The sequence below is a fragment of the Streptomyces griseomycini genome (assembly GCF_014203535.1).
GTDB lineage: Bacteria > Actinomycetota > Actinomycetes > Streptomycetales > Streptomycetaceae > Streptomyces > Streptomyces griseomycini.
Genome location: NZ_JACHJI010000002.1, coordinates 699,152 through 718,980, shown reverse-complemented (window position 1 = coordinate 718,980; position 19,829 = coordinate 699,152). Strand labels below are relative to the sequence as shown.

At 73.8% G+C, this 19,829-nt stretch carries 21 protein-coding genes; 16 read left to right on the top strand and 5 right to left on the bottom strand.

Annotation, left to right across the window (positions count from 1 at the left end):
• The first annotated feature begins 38 nt into the window (after positions 1–38).
• Together rpsI and glmM are read left to right on the top strand one after the other, a co-directional pair.
• Entirely contained in the window at positions 39–551 is a 513-nt protein-coding gene (gene rpsI, locus FHS37_RS07770) for a 30S ribosomal protein S9 (protein WP_184818434.1), read from the top strand.
• A 279-nt stretch (positions 552–830) separates the two neighbouring features.
• Positions 831–2,189 (top strand): phosphoglucosamine mutase, encoded by a 1,359-nt coding sequence (gene glmM / locus FHS37_RS07765; RefSeq protein ID WP_184818432.1) that lies wholly within the window; start codon positions 831–833, stop codon positions 2,187–2,189.
• Positions 2,190–2,232: 43 nt separating this feature from the next.
• On the opposite strand, the gene FHS37_RS07760 is transcribed toward glmM, so the two are convergent.
• Complete coding sequence (locus FHS37_RS07760; protein WP_184818430.1) at positions 2,233–3,180, bottom strand: DUF389 domain-containing protein; 948 nt, start codon at positions 3,178–3,180, stop codon at positions 2,233–2,235.
• 42 nt (positions 3,181–3,222) lie between these two features.
• Positions 3,223–4,191, bottom strand: coding sequence for a type I pantothenate kinase (gene coaA / locus FHS37_RS07755; RefSeq protein WP_184818428.1), 969 nt, complete (start codon positions 4,189–4,191; stop codon positions 3,223–3,225).
• Between the two features lie 429 nt (positions 4,192–4,620).
• On the opposite strand from coaA, the gene FHS37_RS07750 reads away from it, so the two are divergent.
• A complete protein-coding gene (locus FHS37_RS07750) occupies positions 4,621–5,412 on the top strand; it encodes a hypothetical protein (RefSeq protein ID WP_184818426.1) in 792 nt (263 codons plus the stop codon).
• 63 nt (positions 5,413–5,475) lie between these two features.
• On the opposite strand, the gene FHS37_RS07745 is transcribed toward FHS37_RS07750, so the two are convergent.
• Positions 5,476–6,144 carry a formylglycine-generating enzyme family protein gene (locus FHS37_RS07745; RefSeq protein WP_184818424.1) on the bottom strand — a complete coding sequence of 223 codons (669 nt, stop codon included), beginning with the start codon at positions 6,142–6,144 and terminating at the stop codon, positions 5,476–5,478.
• Positions 6,145–6,288: 144 nt separating this feature from the next.
• On the opposite strand from FHS37_RS07745, the gene glmS reads away from it, so the two are divergent.
• From glmS to FHS37_RS07730, 4 genes are all read left to right on the top strand, one after another.
• Positions 6,289–8,136 (top strand): glutamine--fructose-6-phosphate transaminase (isomerizing), encoded by a 1,848-nt coding sequence (glmS, locus tag FHS37_RS07740; RefSeq protein WP_184818422.1) that lies wholly within the window; start codon positions 6,289–6,291, stop codon positions 8,134–8,136.
• A gap of 59 nt (positions 8,137–8,195) precedes the next feature.
• Positions 8,196–8,567 (top strand): holo-ACP synthase, encoded by a 372-nt coding sequence (locus tag FHS37_RS07735; RefSeq protein ID WP_159535323.1) that lies wholly within the window; start codon positions 8,196–8,198, stop codon positions 8,565–8,567.
• Between the two features lie 5 nt (positions 8,568–8,572).
• Entirely contained in the window at positions 8,573–8,695 is a 123-nt protein-coding gene (locus FHS37_RS40455) for a hypothetical protein (RefSeq protein ID WP_268254583.1), read from the top strand.
• Positions 8,696–8,789: 94 nt separating this feature from the next.
• Positions 8,790–9,626, top strand: a complete 837-nt coding sequence (locus FHS37_RS07730; RefSeq protein ID WP_184818824.1) for an RNA polymerase sigma factor SigF — start codon at positions 8,790–8,792, stop codon at positions 9,624–9,626.
• A 70-nt stretch (positions 9,627–9,696) separates the two neighbouring features.
• Here FHS37_RS07730 and FHS37_RS07725 read toward each other — a convergent pair whose 3' ends face one another.
• The gene (locus FHS37_RS07725; protein WP_184818421.1) at positions 9,697–10,893 is read right to left on the bottom strand and encodes a hypothetical protein; all 1,197 of its coding nucleotides are present in this window, start codon (positions 10,891–10,893) and stop codon (positions 9,697–9,699) included.
• Positions 10,894–11,079: 186 nt separating this feature from the next.
• Here FHS37_RS07725 and FHS37_RS07720 point away from each other — a divergent pair, with 186 nt between their 5' ends.
• From FHS37_RS07720 to FHS37_RS07700, 5 genes are all read left to right on the top strand, one after another.
• Positions 11,080–12,519 (top strand): NAD(P)H-hydrate dehydratase, encoded by a 1,440-nt coding sequence (locus FHS37_RS07720; RefSeq protein WP_184818419.1) that lies wholly within the window; start codon positions 11,080–11,082, stop codon positions 12,517–12,519.
• Positions 12,520–12,741: 222 nt separating this feature from the next.
• Positions 12,742–13,914 (top strand): alanine racemase, encoded by a 1,173-nt coding sequence (gene alr, locus FHS37_RS07715; protein ID WP_184818416.1) that lies wholly within the window; start codon positions 12,742–12,744, stop codon positions 13,912–13,914.
• Between the two features lie 120 nt (positions 13,915–14,034).
• Positions 14,035–15,291, top strand: a complete 1,257-nt coding sequence (locus FHS37_RS07710; RefSeq protein ID WP_184818415.1) for an alpha/beta fold hydrolase — start codon at positions 14,035–14,037, stop codon at positions 15,289–15,291.
• Positions 15,257–15,799: a tRNA (adenosine(37)-N6)-threonylcarbamoyltransferase complex ATPase subunit type 1 TsaE gene (gene tsaE / locus FHS37_RS07705; RefSeq protein ID WP_184818413.1), complete on the top strand. Its 543-nt coding sequence runs from the start codon at positions 15,257–15,259 to the stop codon at positions 15,797–15,799. The genes FHS37_RS07710 and tsaE overlap by 35 nt, the downstream gene beginning before the upstream one ends.
• A gap of 175 nt (positions 15,800–15,974) precedes the next feature.
• On the top strand, positions 15,975–16,196 hold the full coding sequence (locus FHS37_RS07700) for a hypothetical protein (RefSeq protein WP_184818411.1): 222 nt from the start codon (positions 15,975–15,977) through the stop codon (positions 16,194–16,196).
• 150 nt (positions 16,197–16,346) lie between these two features.
• Here the strand turns inward: FHS37_RS07700 and FHS37_RS07695 are convergent, their stop codons facing one another.
• On the bottom strand, positions 16,347–16,895 hold the full coding sequence (locus FHS37_RS07695) for a hypothetical protein (RefSeq protein WP_184818409.1): 549 nt from the start codon (positions 16,893–16,895) through the stop codon (positions 16,347–16,349).
• Positions 16,896–17,014: 119 nt separating this feature from the next.
• On the opposite strand from FHS37_RS07695, the gene tsaB reads away from it, so the two are divergent.
• The 4 genes from tsaB to FHS37_RS07675 all read left to right on the top strand — a co-directional run bounded on the left by tsaB (position 17,015) and on the right by FHS37_RS07675 (position 19,613).
• Entirely contained in the window at positions 17,015–17,668 is a 654-nt protein-coding gene (gene tsaB / locus FHS37_RS07690) for a tRNA (adenosine(37)-N6)-threonylcarbamoyltransferase complex dimerization subunit type 1 TsaB (protein ID WP_184818407.1), read from the top strand.
• Positions 17,665–18,180 (top strand): ribosomal protein S18-alanine N-acetyltransferase, encoded by a 516-nt coding sequence (gene rimI, locus FHS37_RS07685; RefSeq protein ID WP_193473576.1) that lies wholly within the window; start codon positions 17,665–17,667, stop codon positions 18,178–18,180. The genes tsaB and rimI overlap by 4 nt, the downstream gene beginning before the upstream one ends.
• Before the next feature lie 78 nt (positions 18,181–18,258).
• Positions 18,259–19,359: a tRNA (adenosine(37)-N6)-threonylcarbamoyltransferase complex transferase subunit TsaD gene (gene tsaD / locus FHS37_RS07680; protein WP_184818405.1), complete on the top strand. Its 1,101-nt coding sequence runs from the start codon at positions 18,259–18,261 to the stop codon at positions 19,357–19,359.
• Positions 19,356–19,613: a hypothetical protein gene (locus FHS37_RS07675; RefSeq protein WP_184818403.1), complete on the top strand. Its 258-nt coding sequence runs from the start codon at positions 19,356–19,358 to the stop codon at positions 19,611–19,613. The genes tsaD and FHS37_RS07675 overlap by 4 nt, the downstream gene beginning before the upstream one ends.
• Positions 19,614–19,829: the final 216 nt, after the last annotated feature.

Here is a 19,829-nt window from a genome sequence, read left to right as displayed (position 1 = left end):
GGCCACCCCCTAAGACTGAAGAGAATCTGAGGAGAATCGTGGCCGAGACCACTGCCGAGCAGCCGCTCGAAGAGCTTGACATCGACAGCTACACCACCGAGTCCGAGGTCCCCCTCGAGGGCGAGTACACCTCGGAGTCCCTGGCCTCCCGCTTCGGCGAGCCGCAGCCGGCCGCCGGCCTGGGCCGCCGCAAGAACGCCATCGCCCGCGTCCGGATCGTCCCGGGCACCGGCAAGTGGAAGATCAACGGTCGCACCCTCGAGGACTACTTCCCGAACAAGGTGCACCAGCAGGAGGTCAACGAGCCCTTCAAGGTGCTCGAGCTCGAGGGCCGTTACGACGTCATCGCCCGCATCGCGGGTGGCGGTGTCTCCGGTCAGGCCGGTGCGCTCCGTCTCGGTGTCGCCCGTGCGCTGAACGAGGCCGACGTCGACAACAACCGCGGTCCGCTGAAGAAGGCCGGCTTCCTGCGCCGCGACGACCGCGCGGTCGAGCGGAAGAAGGCCGGTCTGAAGAAGGCCCGCAAGGCTCCGCAGTACAGCAAGCGCTAATCGCAGGGCGCTCGCGCGTACTCCGAACGCCCCGACGGCACGCCACTGTGCCGCCGGGGCGTTCGTTTATTCATGGCCGTGGGCGTATAACGGCACAAGACGCTCAAAGGCTAATGTGACCGTAGGAGCGGGCATTCCCGCCCGGAGATGCGGAGCCGCACACGCATCCCGACCGTCGGACACGGCACAAGCTCTCGTCAGCGGCACAACCGTCGACCGTGCGTGCGGGTCCAATGCCTCGGCACGGCTTCCGACACTGATGTTTCCTCAGGAGGACAAGTGGGACGACTCTTCGGCACGGACGGCGTGCGCGGTGTCGCCAACGCGGACCTGACGGCGGAGATGGCGCTCGGCCTGTCCGTCGCCGCCGCGCACGTACTGGCCGAGGCGGGCACGTTCGCGGGGCATCGTCCCACCGCCGTGGTCGGGCGTGACCCGCGTGCGTCCGGGGAGTTCCTGGAGGCCGCCGTGGTGGCGGGCCTGGCGAGCGCGGGCGTGGACGTCCTGCGGGTCGGCGTCCTGCCGACGCCCGCGGTGGCCCACCTCACCGGCGCGCTCGGCGCCGACCTCGGCGTGATGCTCTCCGCCAGCCACAACGCCATGCCGGACAACGGCATCAAGTTCTTCGCCCGCGGCGGCCACAAGCTCGCCGACGAGCTGGAGGACCGGATCGAGACCGTGTACGAGGAGCACCGCACCGGGGCCCCGTGGGACCGGCCGACCGGCGCCGGCGTCGGCCGCGTGCGGGACTACGAGGAGGGGCTCGACCGGTACGTCGCCCACCTCGTCGGCGTCCTCCCGAACCGGCTGGACGGTCTGAGGATCGTCCTCGACGAGGCGCACGGCGCCGCCGCCAAAGTCTCACCGGAGGCGTTCACGCGCGCCGGGGCCGAGGTCGTCACCATCGGCGCCGAACCGGACGGGCTCAACATCAACGACGGCTGCGGCTCGACCCACCTGGACCGGTTGAAGGCCGCCGTGGTCGAGCACGGGGCCGACCTCGGCATCGCGCACGACGGCGACGCCGACCGGTGCCTGGCCGTGGACCACACCGGTGAGGAGGTCGACGGCGACCAGATCCTCGCGGTGCTCGCGCTGGCGATGCGGGAGCGCTCCGCACTGCGCTCCGACACCGTCGTCGCGACCGTGATGTCCAACCTCGGCTTCAAGCTCGCCATGGAGCGCGAGGGCATCCGGCTCGTGCAGACCGCGGTCGGCGACCGGTACGTGCTGGAGGAGATGAAGGACAAGGGCTACGCCCTCGGCGGCGAGCAGTCCGGCCACGTCATCGTCCTCGACCACGCCACGACGGGCGACGGCACGCTGACCGGCCTGCTGCTCGCGGCGCGGGTCGCCGCGACCGGGCGTCCGCTGCGGGAGCTGGCGTCGGTGATGGAGCGGCTGCCGCAGGTGCTCGTCAACGTGCCGGACGTGGACAAGTCCCGGGTGAAGACCTCCACCGAACTCACGGCGGCCGTCACCGAGGCCGAGCGGGAACTGGGGGAGACCGGGCGCGTACTGCTCCGCCCCTCGGGCACGGAACCGCTGGTGCGGGTGATGGTGGAGGCCGCGGACATCGACCAGGCCCGCTCGGTGGCGGGGCGGTTGGCGGACGCGGTGAAGTCGGCGCTGGGATAGGCGCCGCGGGAGGACGGGGGCGGACGCCGCGGGAGTGCGGGGCTCAGGCCCGCGCCCGCCTGCGCAGCCGCTCGTGCTGCCTGGCCCAGAAGTGCTTCTGGGCCAGCAGGGTGAGGGTGCCCGCGAGGACGATGCCGAGCAGGTTGAGCAGGAGCTGCTCGGTCGAGCCCCAGGTCTGGACGGTGTCCCCGTAGCTCAGTGCCACGGCGGCGTTCGCGGCGGCCGGGACCGTCGTCACCGAGATGGCGACGCCGACCAGGGCGCCGGACTTGGCGGACGTCAGCGAGAGCGTGCCGGCCGTGCCCGCCAGGACCGCCACCACGAAGGAGAACCAGTCGGGGGCGTAGACGAACCCGGTCTGCGGGCGGTCGCCCTCCAGCTGCTCCTCGGTGAACAGCCCGACCGCGTCCATGAAGAAGCTGAAGCCCACCGTCACCGCCATCGCCACCGCGAAACCGACGAGCAGGGCGACCGCCGAGCGCAGCGCGAGACGGGGCCTTCGCTGCACGACCGAGGTGGAGATGCCGGTCAGCGGGCCGAACTCCGGACCCACCGCCATCGCGCCCACGATGAGGATCGCGTTGTCCAGCACCACACCGCAGGCCGCGATCATCGTGGCGAGCGTGATGAACGCGAGGTAGGTGACGGACAGCGTCGACTCCTCGTGGGTGGCGTCGGTCAGGTGCTCCCACAGCACCGCGTCCGCGCTCTCGCCCGGTGCCTCCGCCTCCGCCCGGTCGGCCCGCTCGGACAGCGACAGGTCGATGTTCTCCACGGAGATGGAACCGGACGTCCCGAGCCCCAGCCGCTGCAACCCGCTGAGCAGGTCGTCGCCCGCCTCCCGGGCCACGTCGCACAGCACGACGTCCCCGGCGGGATCGCGTGCGGCGCCCGGCAGCACGCACAGATGCGTGGTGCCGATCGTCCCCTCGATCAGTCGGACCACGTCTTCGGTCCTGTCCGCCGGCGTGATCAGGCGCAGGTGCAGCATGGCGGCAGCGTAGCCGCGGGGGACGCGGGGCGGGGCCGGGCGTCAGAGCTTGCGCAGGCTGAGGCGCTGCACCGTGTGGTCCGGGCCCTTGCGCAGGACGAGGGTGGCCCGGCCCCGGGTGGGGGCGATGTTCTCCACGAGGTTGGGCTTGTTGATGGTGCGCCACATCGTGCGGGCGTAGTCGAGGGCCTCCTCCTCGGAGACCTGGGTGTACCTGCGGAAGTACGAGGACGGGTCCTGGAAGGCGGTCTCGCGCAGCCGCTTGAAGCGGTTGAGGTACCAGCGCTCGATGTCCTCGGTGCGGGCGTCGACGTACACGCTGAAGTCGAAGTAGTCGGCGAGTCCGACGCGGGTGCGGCCGTCCTTGCCGGGCAGGGCGGGCTGGAGGACGTTGAGCCCCTCGACGATCAGGATGTCCGGCCGGCGCACGGTGAGCTTCTCGCCGGGGACGATGTCGTAGATGAGGTGGGAGTAGACGGGGGCGGTGACCTCGTCCTTGCCGGCCTTGATGTCGGCGACGAAACGGGTGAGCGCACGGCGGTCGTACGACTCGGGGAAGCCCTTCCGCGACATCAGGCCGCGCTCCTGGAGCTCCCTGGTCGGGAGCAGGAAGCCGTCCGTCGTGACCAGCTCCACGCGCGGGTGCTCGGGCCAGCGCGACAGCAGGGCCCGGAGCAGCCGGGCGACCGTGGACTTGCCGACGGCGACGGAACCGGCGACCCCTATGACGAAGGGGGTGCCGGACTGGGAGCCCTGTTCACCGAGGAAGGTGTTCAGCGCGCCCCGGAGCCCGTCGGTGGCGCCGACGTAGAGGTTGAGCAGCCGGGACAGCGGGAGGTAGATGTCCCGCACCTCGTCGAGGTCGATGACGTCGCCGAGACCGCGCAGCCGCTCCACCTCGTCGGCCGTGAGCGGCAGCGGCGTCTTGTCGCGCAGCGCGCTCCACTCGGCACGGGTGAGGTCGACGTAGGGAGTCGCCTCCGGCCGCTGCCGGTGGGCGCTCCGGGGCATCGGGGAGACCGGAGAGATCACAGTCCATTGTTAACGGAGTACGAACGGAATGGCGGGTGGGGTGGGTCACGTGGAGAACCCCGTCCGGTCGGGCCCGGGGCGGGGGCCCGCACGGACCCCGGGCTTCGTTCACGTGGCGATCCCCCGTGCGGGAGGCTCGCGCCGCACGGCCGCCGCGCACCCGTCCACGCGCGGTGCGGGGAGCCGGCGCTCACCGGCGCCGGGTGCGCCGGCTCTCCGGGGCGGGCGGGAAGGGCCGGTCAGGCCTGACTTGGCGGGGTTCCGCCGCCGGGCGAGATCACACGGGCGTCACGGTCGCATACCAGGTGGTCACCTGCCGATCATCTGGTGATCACTTGTGAGGCGGCTGTGCATAGAGTGCGCGCACAGCATTGCGGAGTCCTCCGCAGAACGAAAAGAGAACCCACAGTGAAGCCCACCGCCGTCCGCCGTACCGTGCTCGCCGCCTCCGCCGCCGCGCTCGCCCTCCTCGCCACCGCCTGTGGCGGCTCCGGCGACGAGGGCAAGGGCGACGAGGGCAAGGGCAAGGCCGACTCGACCGCCTCCGCCTCCGCCGCGCCGGCGGCCAAGGCGCTGACCGCCGCCGAGCTGGAGAAGGCCGCGCTGGCGCAGGCGGACGTCGAGGACGGCAAGGTGGCGACGAAGCTGCTCGCCGCGGACGACCTCGCCGCGGACCAGGTCAAGGCCGAGGACGAGGCCTGCCAGCCGCTCGCGTACGCGCTGTCGGCCGTGCCCGCCGGCTCGCCGGCCGCGACGGTGAAGCGGTCCTGGACGGGCGAGCCGGAGAAGCCGGCCGGGGGCGCGAGCCCCGATGAGGCCCTGCTCGCCGGTCTCGACACGGAGAAGATCCTGATCGCGCTCGCCTCCTACGAGGACGGCGGCGCCGAGCAGGTCATCAAGGACGTGGACGCCGCCGTCGGCAAGTGCGCCGGGGGCTTCACGTTCACCGCCGGCGGCGAGAAGCTCGAGATCCTGAAGACCGAGAAGACCCAGGCGCCCGGCGGTGCCGACGAGGCGCTCGCGGTCACGGCGCTCCTGTCCGCCGAGGAGGGCCTGGAGGCGCCCATGAAGGTGGTCGTCGCCCGCAAGGGCGCCACCGTCGTCTCCTTCGCCGCCGTCAACCTCGCCTCCGCCGTCACCGGTGAGGACTTCGACTTCCCGGTGAAGATCTCCGACGCCCAGCTCGCCAAGCTCGGCTGAGCCGGGCCGGCCGACGCCGGAACGACCCGGGCCCGCGCCCCTCGTGGAGGGACGCGGGCCCGGTCACACCCGGTCGGTCCGGTCGGCCCGCACGGAGCGCGCGACGCGGAAGCCGACGTCGTCGATGCGGAACGTCGGGTGGCTGCGGCGGCGCACCGAGGCCCGGCAGCTCCAGTGCTCGTCGGACCATCCGCCCCCGCGGAGCACCCGGTAGGTGCCGTACACCTCGGGGTCGTAGAGGTCCCAGCACCAGTCCCACGCGTTGCCCAGCATGTCGTACAGGCCCCACGCGTTGGGCCGCTTGCCGCCCACGGGGCGGATGCGGCCGTCGGAGTTGCCCCGGTACCAGGCGATCTCGTCGAGTCCGCCGTACCGCGGGCCCTCGGTCCCGGCGCGGCAGGCGTGCTCCCACTCCGCCTCGGTCGGCAGCCGGTACCCGTCGGCGGAGGCGTCCCACTCGGCCGTCCCGTCACCGGTCCGCAGGCGGTACGCGGGCGTCAGCCCCTCCCGCCGGGACAGGGCGTTGCAGAACGCGACCGCGTCCCACCACGACACGCCCTCGACGGGCAACCGGTCACCGCGCGCGGTGCTCGGCCGCCGCCCCGCCACCTCCGCGTACAGCGCCTGGGTGACCGGGAACGCCGCCAGCGCGAACGCCGCGACGTCGACCGGCCACCTGCGCCGCGTCCGGCGGTCCGACAGGACCACCCGCCCCGCGGGGACGGCGGCCATCTCGTCTCCCCGGCCCGCGTCCACGAACGGAACCCTACCCGAGGGCCGCGGAGCGGATCCGGGGGTTCGTACGGCGGTGGGAATTTCCGATTTCGGGCAGGCGGAGGCCCTTTCCGGCGGCTGACGGACCGTAGGCTGCCGGGCATGTGCGGAATCGTGGGATACGTGGGGCCGCAGTCGGCGCTGGACGTCGTCACGGCGGGCCTGAAGCGGCTGGAGTACCGGGGATACGACTCGGCGGGTGTCGCCGTGCTGGCGGACGGAGGTCTGGCCACGGCCAAGCGGGCCGGGAAACTCGTCAACCTGGAGAAGGAGCTGGCCGAACGGCCGCTGCCGACCGGTGCGACCGGCATCGGCCACACCCGTTGGGCCACCCACGGCGGCCCGACGGACGCCAACGCCCACCCGCACCTCGACAACGCGGGCCGGGTCGCCGTCGTCCACAACGGCATCATCGAGAACTTCGCCGCCCTGCGCGAGGAGTTGGCCGAGCGCGGCCACGACCTCGCCTCCGAGACGGACACCGAGGTCGTCGCCCATCTGCTCGCCGAGGAGTTCTCCTCCTGCGCCGACCTCGCCGAGGCGATGCGGCTGGTGTGCCGGCGGCTGGAGGGCGCGTTCACCCTGGTCGCCGTGCACGCCGACGAGCCGGACGTCGTCGTCGGCGCGCGGCGCAACTCGCCGCTCGTGGTGGGCGTGGGGGAGGGCGAGGCCTTCCTCGCCTCGGACGTCGCCGCGTTCATCGCGCACACGCGGTCCGCGATCGAGCTGGGGCAGGACCAGGTGGTCGAGCTGCGCCGGGACGCGGTGACGGTCACCGGCTTCGACGGCAGTCCGGCCGACGTCCGCGAGTACCACGTGGACTGGGACGCCTCCGCCGCGGAGAAGGGCGGCTACGCCTCCTTCATGCTCAAGGAGATCGCCGAGCAGCCCAAGGCGGTCACCGACACCCTGCTCGGGCGCGTCGACGGGACGGGCTCGCTGACGCTGGACGAGGTGAGGATCCCGGCGGGCGTCCTGCGCGAGGCCGACAAGGTCGTCATCGTCGCCTGCGGCACGGCCTTCCACGCCGGCCTGATCGCCAAGTACGCCATCGAGCACTGGACGCGGATCCCGTGCGAGGTGGAGCTGGCGAGCGAGTTCCGCTACCGGGACCCGATCCTCGACCCGCAGACCCTCGTCATCGCCGTCTCCCAGTCCGGCGAGACCATGGACACGCTGATGGCGGTGCGGCACGCCCGCGAGCAGGGCGCGAAGGTCCTGGCGATCTGCAACACCAACGGCTCGACGATCCCGCGCGAGTCCGACGCGGTGCTGTACACGCACGCCGGGCCGGAGGTCGCGGTCGCGTCGACCAAGGCGTTCCTGACCCAGCTGGTCGCCTGCTACCTGGTCGCGCTGTACCTGGGCCAGGTGCGGGGCACCAAGTGGGCCGACGAGATCCGCGCGGTGGTGCGGGACCTGTCGTCGGTCCCCGGTGCGGTGGAGCGCGTCCTGGAGACGATGGAGCCGGTGCGGGAGCTGGCCCGTTCCCTCGCGGACAAGGACACGGTGCTGTTCCTCGGACGGCACGTGGGCTACCCGGTGGCGTTGGAGGGGGCCCTGAAGCTGAAGGAGCTCGCCTACATGCACGCGGAGGGCTTCGCGGCCGGCGAGCTGAAGCACGGGCCGATCGCCCTGATCGAGGACGACGTGCCGGTCGTCGTGGTCGTCCCGTCGCCCCGGGGACGGTCCGTCCTCCACGACAAGATCGTCTCCAACATCCAGGAGATCCGGGCGCGCGGTGCGCGGACGATCGTCATCGCGGAGGAGGGGGACGAGGCGGTCGCCGAGTACGCCGACCACCTGATCCGCATCCCGGCCACCCCGACGCTGCTCCAGCCGCTGGTGGCGACGGTGCCGCTGCAGGTGTTCGCGTGCGAGCTGGCGACGGCCCGGGGCAACGAGGTGGACCAGCCGCGCAACCTGGCGAAGTCGGTGACGGTGGAGTGAGGTCGGCGAAGGCCCTGCGGTGAACGCCGTCCCGTGCGGATCGCCGTAGGGTGCTCGGCATGAGCATCATCGGAGTCGGGATCGACGTGGCCGAGATCGAGCGGTTCGCGGCGTCGTTGGAGCGGACGCCCGCGTTGGCCCAGCGGCTCTTCCTGGAGAGCGAGTTGCTGCTGCCCAGCGGGGAGCGCCGCGGTGTCGCCTCGCTGGCCGCGCGGTTCGCCGCCAAGGAGGCCCTGGCCAAGGCGCTCGGCGCGCCCAGCGGGCTGTACTGGACCGACGCCGAGGTGTGGTGCGAGGACAGCGGGCAGCCGCGGTTGCGGGTGAAGGGGACGGTGGCGGCCCGGGCCGCCGAGCTGGGCGTGCGGTCCTGGCACGTGTCGCTCAGCCACGACGCCGGCGTGGCCTCGGCGGTCGTGATCGCGGAGGGGTGAGACCGTTGCTGTCCTTTCCCGGAACCGGGGTCGACCTGCCCGTCTGGGGCGAGGTGTTCCTCGTCGTCGCCGCCGTGCTCACCGTGGTCTCCGCCCTCGTACGGCTGGCGCGCAACCGGCGTCGGTGACGGGAGGAGTGTTTCGCGCGGACCGGGGTAAGCGGGTGGAGCCGGTGCCCCGAACGGGGCCGACCTAACAGGAGGGCGAACAGTGACGTCGACGATGGCGCGGACCGACCGGGCCCAGACCGTGACCGAACTGCCGGAGGTCGCCGAGCCCGGACAGGTCGCGCCGAAGGACGCTCGTGAGCTGTCCAGGCTGTTCTTCCGGCAGCTGGCGGTACTGGAGGAGGGCACGCCCGAGTACCAGTACGCGCGCAACACGCTGATCGAGATGAACATGTCCCTGGTCCGCTTCGCGGCCGGCCGGTTCCGCAGCCGCGGGCCGGAGGAGATGGAGGACATCGTCCAGGTCGGCATGATCGGTCTGATCAAGGCCATCGACCGGTTCGAGCTGTCCCGCGAGGTGGAGTTCACCTCCTTCGCGATCCCCTACATCGTCGGCGAGATGAAGCGGTTCTTCCGGGACACCTCCTGGTCCGTGCACGTCCCGCGCCGGCTGCAGGAGGCCCGGGTGCAGCTCGCCCGCGCCACCGAGGAACTGCGCAGCCGGCTGGGCCGCACGCCCACGGTCAAGGAACTCGCGCAGCTGATGAGCCTGACCGAGGAGGAGGTCAACGAGGCGCGGATCGCCGCCAACGGCTACAACTCCGCCTCGCTGGACGCCGCCATCGGCAGCGAGCCGGACGGCGAGAGCGTGCTGGCGGACTTCATCGGCACCGAGGACGCCGCCCTGGAACTGGTCGAGGACTTCCACGCCCTGGCCCCGATGATCGCCGAGCTGGACGAGCGCGAACGCAAGATCGTCCACTGGCGGTTCGTCGAGGAGCTGACCCAGGCGGAGATCGGCGAGCGGCTCGGCTGCTCCCAGATGCACGTGTCGCGCCTGCTCTCCCGCACGCTGAAGCGGCTGCGGGCGGGGATGCTCAGCACGAGCTGAGGCGACGGCCGTACGGCACGCGTACGGGGTGCTGCTCACCGAGCCGCACCCCGTACGCGTGCCGTGCCCGCTAGCAGACCGACTGGCTGCTGTTCACCAGGCGGTTGTTGCGGAACGTCGTGTTCTCGCCGCAGGGGCTCTCCCGGATCGACGAGTCCGTCACCGTGAGGTTCTGGACGGTGATGTCCCGGTTGTTCGGGAACTCCGAGCGCGCCGCCAGGCGGATCTCGCCGCCGCCGGTGACCGTGCCGCTCTGGGCGGCGAGGGTCACGTTGGAGCAGTTCTCGATCAGGATCGCGTTGTTGCCGGTGTGCGAGAGCGTCACCCGGTCGATCGTCGCGCCGCCGCTCTCCGAGACGCAGAACACGCCGCGTCCGCCGCCGCGCGCCACGACCTCGCCGACGCGGATGTTGGTCGGGTAGGAACTGCCGATCCGCCCGTTGCGGTTGGCCATGCGGAAGGCGGCGTACCCGGTGCCGGTGCCCGCGTCCTCCGCGTCGACCTTGGCGACCGCGGCGTTGATCGTCTGGTTGAGCAGCAGGCCCGACTCGCCGACGTCGCGCGCCGTCACCGTGCCGACGGTGAGGCCGTCGACGCCGTACGTCTCGACGGCGTGGCTGGACGCGCCGGAGACGTAGACGTCGTCGATGCGCACGTTGCGCGTCCACTGACTGGTGTCGCCGCGGTTGTCGATGCGGACGCCGAGGCCGCGCGACAGGCGCATGTCGATCTGGCCGAGGACCACGTTCTGCACGTTGCGCAGGAAGATGCCGTACAGCGGGGCGCCGGTGACGTTGAGGTGCTGGACCTCGATGTCCCGGGTGCCGCGGGAGTAGACCGGGGCCTGGTCGCCGGAGCCGCTGCCGGTGACGTCGATGGTGCCGCAGACGTCGAGCACGGTGTAGCTGGGCAGCGAGATGCGCGACCCCGCGGAGACGGTCCCCGAGCCGCGGACCACCACCCGCTCCTTGCTGGTGCGGCCGGGGGACAGGCTGTTGATCGCCGCCTGGACGGCCGCGCGCATGTCGGTTCCGGTGTACACGGTGCTGCCGCCGCGCCGGGCGGTCCAGGTGCTGCCGCTCCGCACGGCCTCGGCCTGGTAGGAGCCGTCACCGCAGGCGGCGGCCGGGGTGGCGGCCTGGGCGGGGGCCTGGGTGGCGGGGGCCGTCCGCGCCGGGGCCGCGGTGGCGGGGGCCGTCATGGTGCCGGCCGCGGTGAGGAGCGCGGTGGCGCCGGCTGCGGCGAGGAGTGCGGCTCTGCGTCCCATGGGTCCTCTGTTCCTGTCGTCGAACCGATTCGACTGAATCGATTCATCCTGTGGGGGGCGGAGAGTTTGGCAAGGACACGACAGCGACGTCAATGGCCGCGGCCGACTCGCGAAAGCTTGCGATCGGCTTGCGACCGGCCCCGGCGGTACGGGAGTCGGGCGGCCGTGTGCGGGAGACTCGGACGCATGCGGACTGCGTACGGCGTGGAGACGGTCAGGACGGCGGAGCGGGAACTGATGGCACGGCTGCCGGAGGGGGCGCTGATGCAACGCGCCGCCGCCGGGCTCGCCGCGGCCTGCGCGGACCTGCTCGGGCGGGTGTACGGCAGCCGGGTCGTCCTGCTGGTCGGCAGTGGGGACAACGGCGGTGACGCCCTGTACGCGGGTGCCCGGCTGGCCCGGCGCGGCGCGGGGGTGAACGCGGTGCTGCTCGCGCCGGAGCGCGCCCATGCCGGGGGGCTCGCGGCGCTGCGCCGGGCGGGCGGCCGGACGGTGGGCGCGGAGGCGGCCGGGGGGCTGATCGAGCGGGCCGACCTCGTCGTCGACGGCATCGTCGGGATCGGCGGCAAGGGCGGGCTGCGGCCGGAGGCGGAAGCGCTCGCCGACGCGGCCGGGCGGGCGCGGGCCGCGGTGGTCGCCGTGGACCTGCCGAGCGGGGTCGACGCCGACACCGGGGAGGTGCGGGGGGCGGCGGTCCGGGCCGACCTCACGGTGACCTTCGGGACGCACAAGCCGGGCCTGCTGATCGATCCGGCGCGGGAACACGCGGGGTCGGTGCGGCTGATCGACATCGGGATCGGGCCGGAGCTGCCGGCCGAACCCGAGCTGGAGGCGCTGCAGCACGCGGACGTGGCCCGGCTGCTGCCGGTGCCGGCCGCCGAGAGCGACAAGTACCGGCGGGGCGTCGTCGGCATCGCGGCCGGGTCCGCCCGTTATCCGGGGGCCGCGGTGCTCGCGGTGGCGGGGGCGCTGCGCGGCGGTGCGGGGGCCGTGCGGTACGTCGGTCCCGCCGGGCAGGCCGTGATCGCCCGCTTCCCCGAGACGCTGGTGTCGGACCGGGGGCCGGAGCACGCGGGGCGGGTGCAGTCCTGGGTGGTCGGGCCGGGGGCCGGGGACGACGCGGCGACCGTCGCGGAGGTGCTGGCGGCGGACGTACCGGTGCTGATCGACGCGGACGGGCTGCGGCTGGCGGACGCCTCGGCGGTACGGGCGCGCACGGCGCCGACCCTGATGACCCCGCACGCCGGGGAGGCCGCCGCGCTGCTCGGCGTCGAACGGAGCGAGGTCGAGGGCGGCCGGCTGTCCGCGGTGCGGGAGCTGGCGGCGCGGTACGGGGCGACCGTGCTGCTCAAGGGCTCGACGACGCTGGTCGCCGACGCGGGCGGCGGGCCCGTGCGGGTGAACCCGACCGGAACGTCGTGGCTGGCCACGGCGGGGAGCGGGGACGTGCTGTCGGGTCTCGCGGGGTCACTGCTGGCGGCGGGCCTGTCGACCGTGGACGCGGCGAGCGCGGCGGCGTACCTGCACGGCCTGGCGGGCCGCTTCGCGGCGGACGGGGCACCGGCGGGGGCCCATGACGTGGCGGAGGAGATCGCGGCGGCCTGGCGGGACGTCGTGCGGGGGTGAGGCGCGGGGCCGACGGGACGTCGTGCGGGGCGGGGAGGGGCTCCTTGCGGGGCGGTGGTGGGTCCGCGGGGCTCGGTGGGACGTGTGCGGGACCCCGGGGTGCGGGGCCGGAGGGAGGGGCGGGGGCCCGGTTCCGGTCCCGTCGGGACGGCACGGGCCGCGGCCGTCGGGCACGCCCCCGGCGGACCGGGGGCGTCGTACCGCTCTGAGACACTGGGCGGGATGAACGAGACAGCTGCCCAGCGGACCGCTCGCCTGCGGGCCCGCGCCGAGATCGATCTGGCCGCCGTGCGGGCCAATGCGCGCACCCTGCGGGAGCGGGCGCCCGGCGCCGCCCTCATGGCCGTGGTCAAGGCCGACGGGTACGGGCACGGGGCGGCCGCGTGCGCGCGGGCGGCTGTCGAGGCCGGGGCGACCTGGCTGGGCACGGCCACTCCGCAGGAGGCGCTCGCGCTGCGCGCGCCCGACGCCGGGGTGCCCGCCGACGTGCGGATCATGTGCTGGCTGTGGACGCCCGGCGGACCGTGGCGGGAGGCGATCGAGGCCGATCTCGACGTGTCCGTCAGCGGCACGTGGGCGCTCGAGGAGGTCCGGCAGGCGGCCCGCCTCGCGGGACGGGCCGCGCGGGTGCAGCTCAAGGCCGACACCGGGCTCGGGCGCGGCGGCTGCCAGCCCGACGACTGGACCGAACTGGTCGCCGGGGCGCTGCGCGCCGAGGCCGAGGGGCTGCTGCGCGTCACCGGCCTGTGGTCTCACTTCGCCTGCGCCGACGAGCCGGGGCATCCCTCCATCACCGCCCAGCTCACCCGCTTCCGGGAGATGGTGGCGTACGCCGAGGCGCAGGGGGTGCGCCCCGAGGTGCGGCACATCGCCAACTCGCCCGCCACCCTCACCCTCCCCGAGACCCACTTCGACCTCGTCCGCCCCGGCATCGCGATGTACGGCGTCTCACCGAGCCCCGAGATCGGCGCCCCCGCCGACTTCGGACTGCGCCCGGCGATGACCCTGTCCGCCTCCCTGGCCCTGGTGAAGCGCGTCCCGGGCGGCCACGGCGTCAGCTACGGCCACCACTACGTCACCCCGGGCGCCACCACCCTGGGCCTCGTCCCCCTCGGCTACGCGGACGGCATCCCGCGCCACGCCTCCTCCGCCGGTCCCGTGCTGATCGGGGGCAAGTGGCGCACGGTCGCGGGGCGGGTCGCGATGGACCAGTTCGTCGTCGACCTGGGCGGGGACGAACCGGAGCCGGGCGCCGAGGCGATCCTCTTCGGCCCCGGTGACCGCGGCGAGCCCACCGCCGAGGACTGGGCGCAGGCCGCGGGCACCATCGCGTACGAGATCGTCACCCGGATCGGAACCCGCGTGCCGCGCGTCTATGTGAACGCGGCGACGTGAGCGAGCCGGTGGACGAGTCGTCGGCATGAACACGTTGACGCGCGCGGGGAACAGGACGGGGGACCCGCGCGGAGAGGCGGACCCCACCCCGACCAGCGGCCCGGCGAGGAGGAGCGGTACGTGAGCGAGAGCAGTGCGGAGGCCGTGACGACCGCTGCCGCGGCGGCCGCCGCCTCCGCCGCCGGAGCGTCCGGGGGCTGGCGCCGGGCGACCGGCATCGCAGGTGCGGCGATAGGCGTGCTCGCCACCGGAGCCGCCGCCGGTGTCGCGATAGAGCGGATGACGGTCGGCCGGGGCATGCGCCGGAAGGCCCGGCTCGCCCTCGACTCCGCGGGACCGTACGGCGCGCTGCGCGGCACGCCCGGCAAGGCGTACGCCGACGACGGCACCGAGCTGTACTACGAGGTCGACGACCTCGGTCCGGACTCCGACGCCACCACGCCCGCACGGCGCCGCCGGCTGTTCGGCCGCAGGTCCCCGGCTCCGGTCACCGTCGTCTTCAGCCACGGCTACTGCCTCAACCAGGACTCCTGGCACTTCCAGCGGGCCGCGCTGCGGGGCGTCGTCCGGACCGTGCACTGGGACCAGCGCAGCCACGGCCGCTCGGGGCGGGGCGTGGCCCAGACGGAGCGGGGCGAGCCGGTCACCATCGAGCAGCTGGGGCAGGACCTGAAGGCCGTCGTCGACGCGGCGGCGCCCGAGGGGCCGATCGTGCTGGTCGGGCACTCCATGGGCGGGATGACCGTGATGGCCTTCGCCGACCGGTACCCCGAGCTGGTCCGCGAGCGGGTCGTCGCCGTGGCCCTGGTCGGTACGTCGTCGGGGCGGCTCGGCGAGGTCAACTTCGGGCTGCCGGTGGCCGGGGTGAACGCGGTGCGGCGGGTGCTGCCGGGGGTGCTGAAGGCGCTCGGGCAGCGGGCCGAGCTGGTGGAGAAGGGGCGCCGGGCCACCGCGGACCTGTTCGCCGGGATCATCAAGCGGTACTCGTTCGCGTCCCGGGACGTGGACCCGGCCGTCGCCCGGTTCGCCGAGCGGATGATCGAGAGCACGCCGATCGACGTGGTCGCCGAGTACTACCCGGCGTTCAACGACCACGACAAGACCGAGGCCCTCGCCCACTTCGCCGGCCTGCCGGTGCTGGTGCTGGCCGGCGTGCAGGACCTGGTGACGCCCAGCGAGCACAGCGAGGCGATCGCCGACCTGCTCCCGGACGCGGAGCTGGTGCTGGTGCCGGACGCCGGGCACCTGGTGATCCTGGAGCACCCGGAAGTGGTCACCGACCGGCTCGCCGACCTGCTCACCCGTGCGGGCGCGGTGCCGGCAGGGACTACCGTGAAGGGTTATGGAAGCACCAGCGACACCGCACGGCCCGGCTGAGCCGCAGCCGTCCCGGCCGTCCACGAACACCGTCGAGCTGACCGTCACCTCGCCCGACCAGATGCGCGAGCTCGGCCGCCGGCTCGCCAAGCTGCTGGGCGCGGGCGACCTCGTGATGCTCTCGGGCGAGCTCGGCGCGGGCAAGACGACCCTGGCCCGGGGGCTCGGCGAGGGGCTCGGCGTCCGGGGCGCGGTCACCTCCCCGACGTTCGTGATCGCCCGGGTGCACCCGTCCCTGGGTGACGGTCCGCCGCTGGTCCACGTCGACGCGTACCGGCTGTCCGGCGGACTGGACGAGATGGAGGACCTCGACCTCGACGTCTCGCTGCCCGAGTCGGTGATCGTCGTGGAGTGGGGCGAGGGCAAGGTCGAGGAGCTGACCGAGGACCGCCTCCAGCTCGTCATCCACCGCGCGGTCGGCGACACCACGGACGAGGTGCGGCACGTCACGCTCACCGGGCTGGGCGAGCGCTGGCGGGGCACCGACCTGAGCGCGCTGTCGGCCTGACGTCCGCGTACGCGCTCCCGGCTCGGCTCCGGAGCGTTCCGGGCCGCCGCGCACGAACGTTCCGACAAGACGTCGGCAAAGTGTTGCGTTCGGTGTCCCGGGCGTGGTCACATGGTATCCAGCTCGTAGTTAGGTGTACCTAACTACGTCCGCCCCCGACTCCCAGGAGGCGTCCATGCCGGCCGACCGGAGCACCCGTCGACCCGAGGTGCGGCCGCAGTCGCAGTCGCTCTCCGGGGTGCCGATGCGCGACCTGCTCGCCGCCTGCGCCGCGGCCGCCGCGATCTCCACCCCGCCCCGTGCCCCCGAGCCCCGGCACTCCGAGCCGGCGAAGGGCCGCGACCACCGCGATCGCCACGACCACCACGGTCACCCGGACCGCCGCGAGGCCGCGTAGCCGACGCGATCCGCCCGGACCGGCCCGCCGGACCCGTCCGTCGAGCCGGTCCGCCCCGGCCGGTCCGCCCGGACCCGTCCGTCGGGACCGTCCTCCGGGCCGTTCCGGCGGACCGGCCCGTCGGTCACGGCGGTCCCGTCGTCCCGTCGGTCACGGGACGACGACGACCGTGCGGCCGATCGTCGCGAACTTCCACATCGCCGCGCCGTCGGCGCGGGTCTCACGGACGCCGCCCGTCCGTTCCCTCGGGTCGAGGGCCGGGGCCGAGCCGTCGACCGCCGCGCTGAAGCCGATCACCGTGCCCTCGACGGAGGCGAAGCGGACGACGTGTTCGACCGGGACGCCGTCCGATCCGGTGATGCGCTTGGAGCGGGAGGTGACCCGGTAGGTGCCCGGCGCGGGGTCCACCGTGCTGGGGCTGACCCCGAAGGTGCGCCTGACCTCGCCGTCGGCCCCGACCAGCCACACCCGGTCCTCGCCGAGGGAGTACACGACCCGGACGCCCCGGCCGGACCGGCCGGGCAGGGCCGCGGGGCGGCCCTCGTCCCGGGGCGCCTCGCGGACGGCCGGTGCGCCGTCGGCGCTCGGGTGACGCAGCTCGGCCGGGACGTTCACCGACGCCTCGTGGCCGAGGAAGCCGATCGTCGCGAGGGCCGCCGCGGTGAGCCCCACCACGATCGCCGAGCTGGTGCCTGCCACCGCCGTCACCTCTGTCCTGCTCTGTCCGGTCCTGTGCGCATGCCGACGCGACCGTAGCAGTAAGTGACCGGCCGACCGCCGCGGCCGTGGCCGGGGCGCGGGAGCCGTAGGCTGTTTGCGTGCTCTTGCTCGCTCTGGATACCGCCACCCCCGCCGTCACCGTCGCGCTGCACGACGGCGACGACGTCATCGCCTCGTCGAGCCAGGTGGACGCCCGCCGGCACGGCGAGCTGCTGCTCCCCGCGATCGACCGGGTGCTCGCCGAGGTCGGACTGAAGCTGGACGCCGTGACCGGGATCGTCGTCGGCATCGGCCCGGGCCCGTACACCGGGCTGCGCGTCGGTCTGATGACCGCGGACGCCTTCGGGCTCGCGCTCGGCGTCCCCGTGCACGGTGTGTGCACGCTGGACGGCCTCGCCTACGCGGCCGATCTCCGGGACCCCTTCGTCGTGGCGACCGACGCCCGCCGCAAGGAGGTCTACTGGGCCCGCTACGCCGACTCCCGCACCCGCCTCACCGACCCGGCCGTCGACCGGCCCGCCGACATCGCCGAGCAGGTGAGGGGCCTGCCCGCGGTCGGTGCGGGCGCGCTGCTGTACCCCGGCACCTTCCCCAGGGCGCACGAGCCCGAGCACGTGTCGGCCGCCGCCCTGGCCCGGCTGGCCGCCGAGAGGCTCGCGGCGGGTGAGGAACTGCCCGCGCCCCGGCCGCTGTACCTGCGCCGCCCCGATGCCCAGGTCCCCAAGAACTACAAGGTGGTCACCCCCAAGTGACCGGATCCGAGACTGCCGTGCTGCGCGAGATGCGCTGGTGGGACATCGAGCCCGTACTGGCGCTGGAACGGGAGCTGTTCCCCGACGACGCCTGGTCGCGGGGGATGTTCTGGTCCGAGCTGGCCCATGCGCGCGGGCCCGGGGCGACCCGGTGCTACGTCGTCGCCCAGGAGGACGACCGGATCGTCGGGTACGCGGGCCTCGCCGCCTCCGGGACGGACTCCGACGACGGCTCCGCCGCGGGGGCGGACATCCAGACCATCGCCGTCACCCGCGACCACTGGGGCACCGGCCTCGGCTCGCGGCTGCTGACCGAACTGCTGCGGGCGGCGACCGCCTTCGAGTGCTCCGAGGTGCTGCTGGAGTGCCGGGTCGACAACGTCCGCGCCCAGAAGCTCTACGAGCGCTTCGGCTTCGAGATCATCGGGGTCAGGCGCGGCTACTACCAGCCGGGGAACGTGGACGCCCTGGTGATGCGCCTGACCGACCCGTCCACCCCCGCGAACCCGTGACGACCGCGCACCCCGCGCACCCCGCGCACCCCGCGCACCCCGTGAACCCCGTGAACGGCGGACAAGGAACCGAGACCCATGGCTGACGAACCCCTGGTACTGGGGATCGAGACCTCCTGCGACGAGACCGGCGTCGGCATCGTCCGCGGCACCACCCTGCTGGCGGACGCCGTCGCCTCCAGCGTCGACGAGCACGCCCGCTTCGGCGGCGTCGTCCCCGAGGTCGCCTCCCGGGCGCACCTGGAGGCGATGGTGCCGACGATCGACCGCGCGCTGAAGGAGGCGGGGGTGAGCGCCCGCGACCTGGACGGCATCGCCGTCACCGCCGGTCCCGGCCTCGCCGGTGCGCTGCTGGTCGGCGTCTCGGCGGCCAAGGCGTACGCCTACGCCCTCGGCAAGCCCCTGTACGGCGTCAACCACCTCGCCTCGCACATCTGCGTCGACCAGCTCGAACACGGCGCGCTGCCCGAACCGACCATGGCGCTGCTGGTGTCCGGCGGGCACTCCTCGCTGCTGCTGTCGAGCGACATCACCTCCGACGTCCGCCCGATGGGCGCCACCATCGACGACGCGGCCGGCGAGGCCTTCGACAAGATCGCCCGCGTGCTGAACCTCGGCTTCCCCGGCGGCCCGGTCATCGACCGGTACGCGAAGGAGGGCGACCCGGACGCGATCGCGTTCCCGCGCGGTCTGACCGGGCCGCGCGACCCGGCGTACGACTTCTCCTTCTCCGGGCTGAAGACGGCCGTGGCCCGCTGGATCGAGGCCAAGCGGGCGGCGGGGGAGGAGGTGCCGGTGCGCGACGTGGCGGCATCCTTCCAGGAGGCGGTCGTGGACGTGCTCACCCGCAAGGCCGTGCGCGCCTGCAAGGACGAGGGCGTGGACCACCTGATGATCGGCGGTGGCGTGGCCGCCAACTCCCGGCTGCGGGCGCTGGCCCAGGAGCGCTGCGAGGCGGCCGGCATCCGGCTGCGCGTGCCGCGCCCCAAGCTGTGCACGGACAACGGCGCGATGGTCGCCGCGCTGGGCGCGGAGATGGTCGCCCGCAACCGTCCGGCCTCCGACTGGGAGCTGTCGGCGGACTCGTCCCTGCCGGTGACCGACCCGCACGTCCCCGGCGAGGCGGCGCACACGCACGACCACGTGCACGAGGCCGGCAAGGAGAACCTGTACCCGTGACGGTCGCGCTGATGTGGGAGGCGCGGGCGGTGCCCGGCCGGGGCGGCGAGCTGCTGGAGTGGGCACGGGCGCAACGGCTCGACGGCACGCCCCTGCGCCGGGAGACCTTCCGCGCCCCCGAGGACCGGGTCCTGGTCATCACCTGGTGGGACGCCCCGTACGACGCGGAACTCCCCGAACTGCCCGAGCCGGACGGGGAGCTGGTCACGCGGGCGGTGCACCGGTGGCGGTTCGAGTCGCTCGGGAGCGCCTGACCCCGCGCCGGCCGGAGAGCGGGCACGGCGGGCGTCACCGCAGGACCTCCTCCCGCTCCGGCTCCTCGTCGGCGCGGTAGCCGGCCGCCGGCGGCGTCCGCGTCGACCACCACGACGCCCGGGAGCGGTGCCCGGCCCTGCTGCGCCGCGGGTTCACCGAGGTGGCCGCGGCCGGTCTGCCGCGCCGTTCGCCCGCCGGCAGGAGTGGCGGCGGCT

Coding starts and splice junctions, on each gene's coding strand:
- coaA (WP_184818428.1), bottom strand. CDS start 4,191: ATGCCCCGGAGCGCCCACCGGCAGCGGCCGGAGGCGACTCCCTACGTC.
- alr (WP_184818416.1), top strand. CDS start 12,742: ATGAACGAGACAGCTGCCCAGCGGACCGCTCGCCTGCGGGCCCGCGCC.
- glmS (WP_184818422.1), top strand. CDS start 6,289: ATGTGCGGAATCGTGGGATACGTGGGGCCGCAGTCGGCGCTGGACGTC.
- FHS37_RS07700 (WP_184818411.1), top strand. CDS start 15,975: ATGCCGGCCGACCGGAGCACCCGTCGACCCGAGGTGCGGCCGCAGTCG.
- FHS37_RS07745 (WP_184818424.1), bottom strand. CDS start 6,144: ATGGCCGCCGTCCCCGCGGGGCGGGTGGTCCTGTCGGACCGCCGGACG.
- FHS37_RS07730 (WP_184818824.1), top strand. CDS start 8,790: ATGGCGCGGACCGACCGGGCCCAGACCGTGACCGAACTGCCGGAGGTC.
- FHS37_RS07725 (WP_184818421.1), bottom strand. CDS start 10,893: ATGGGACGCAGAGCCGCACTCCTCGCCGCAGCCGGCGCCACCGCGCTC.
- FHS37_RS07760 (WP_184818430.1), bottom strand. CDS start 3,180: ATGCTGCACCTGCGCCTGATCACGCCGGCGGACAGGACCGAAGACGTG.
- FHS37_RS07735 (WP_159535323.1), top strand. CDS start 8,196: ATGAGCATCATCGGAGTCGGGATCGACGTGGCCGAGATCGAGCGGTTC.
- FHS37_RS07720 (WP_184818419.1), top strand. CDS start 11,080: ATGCGGACTGCGTACGGCGTGGAGACGGTCAGGACGGCGGAGCGGGAA.
- tsaE (WP_184818413.1), top strand. CDS start 15,257: ATGGAAGCACCAGCGACACCGCACGGCCCGGCTGAGCCGCAGCCGTCC.
- tsaD (WP_184818405.1), top strand. CDS start 18,259: ATGGCTGACGAACCCCTGGTACTGGGGATCGAGACCTCCTGCGACGAG.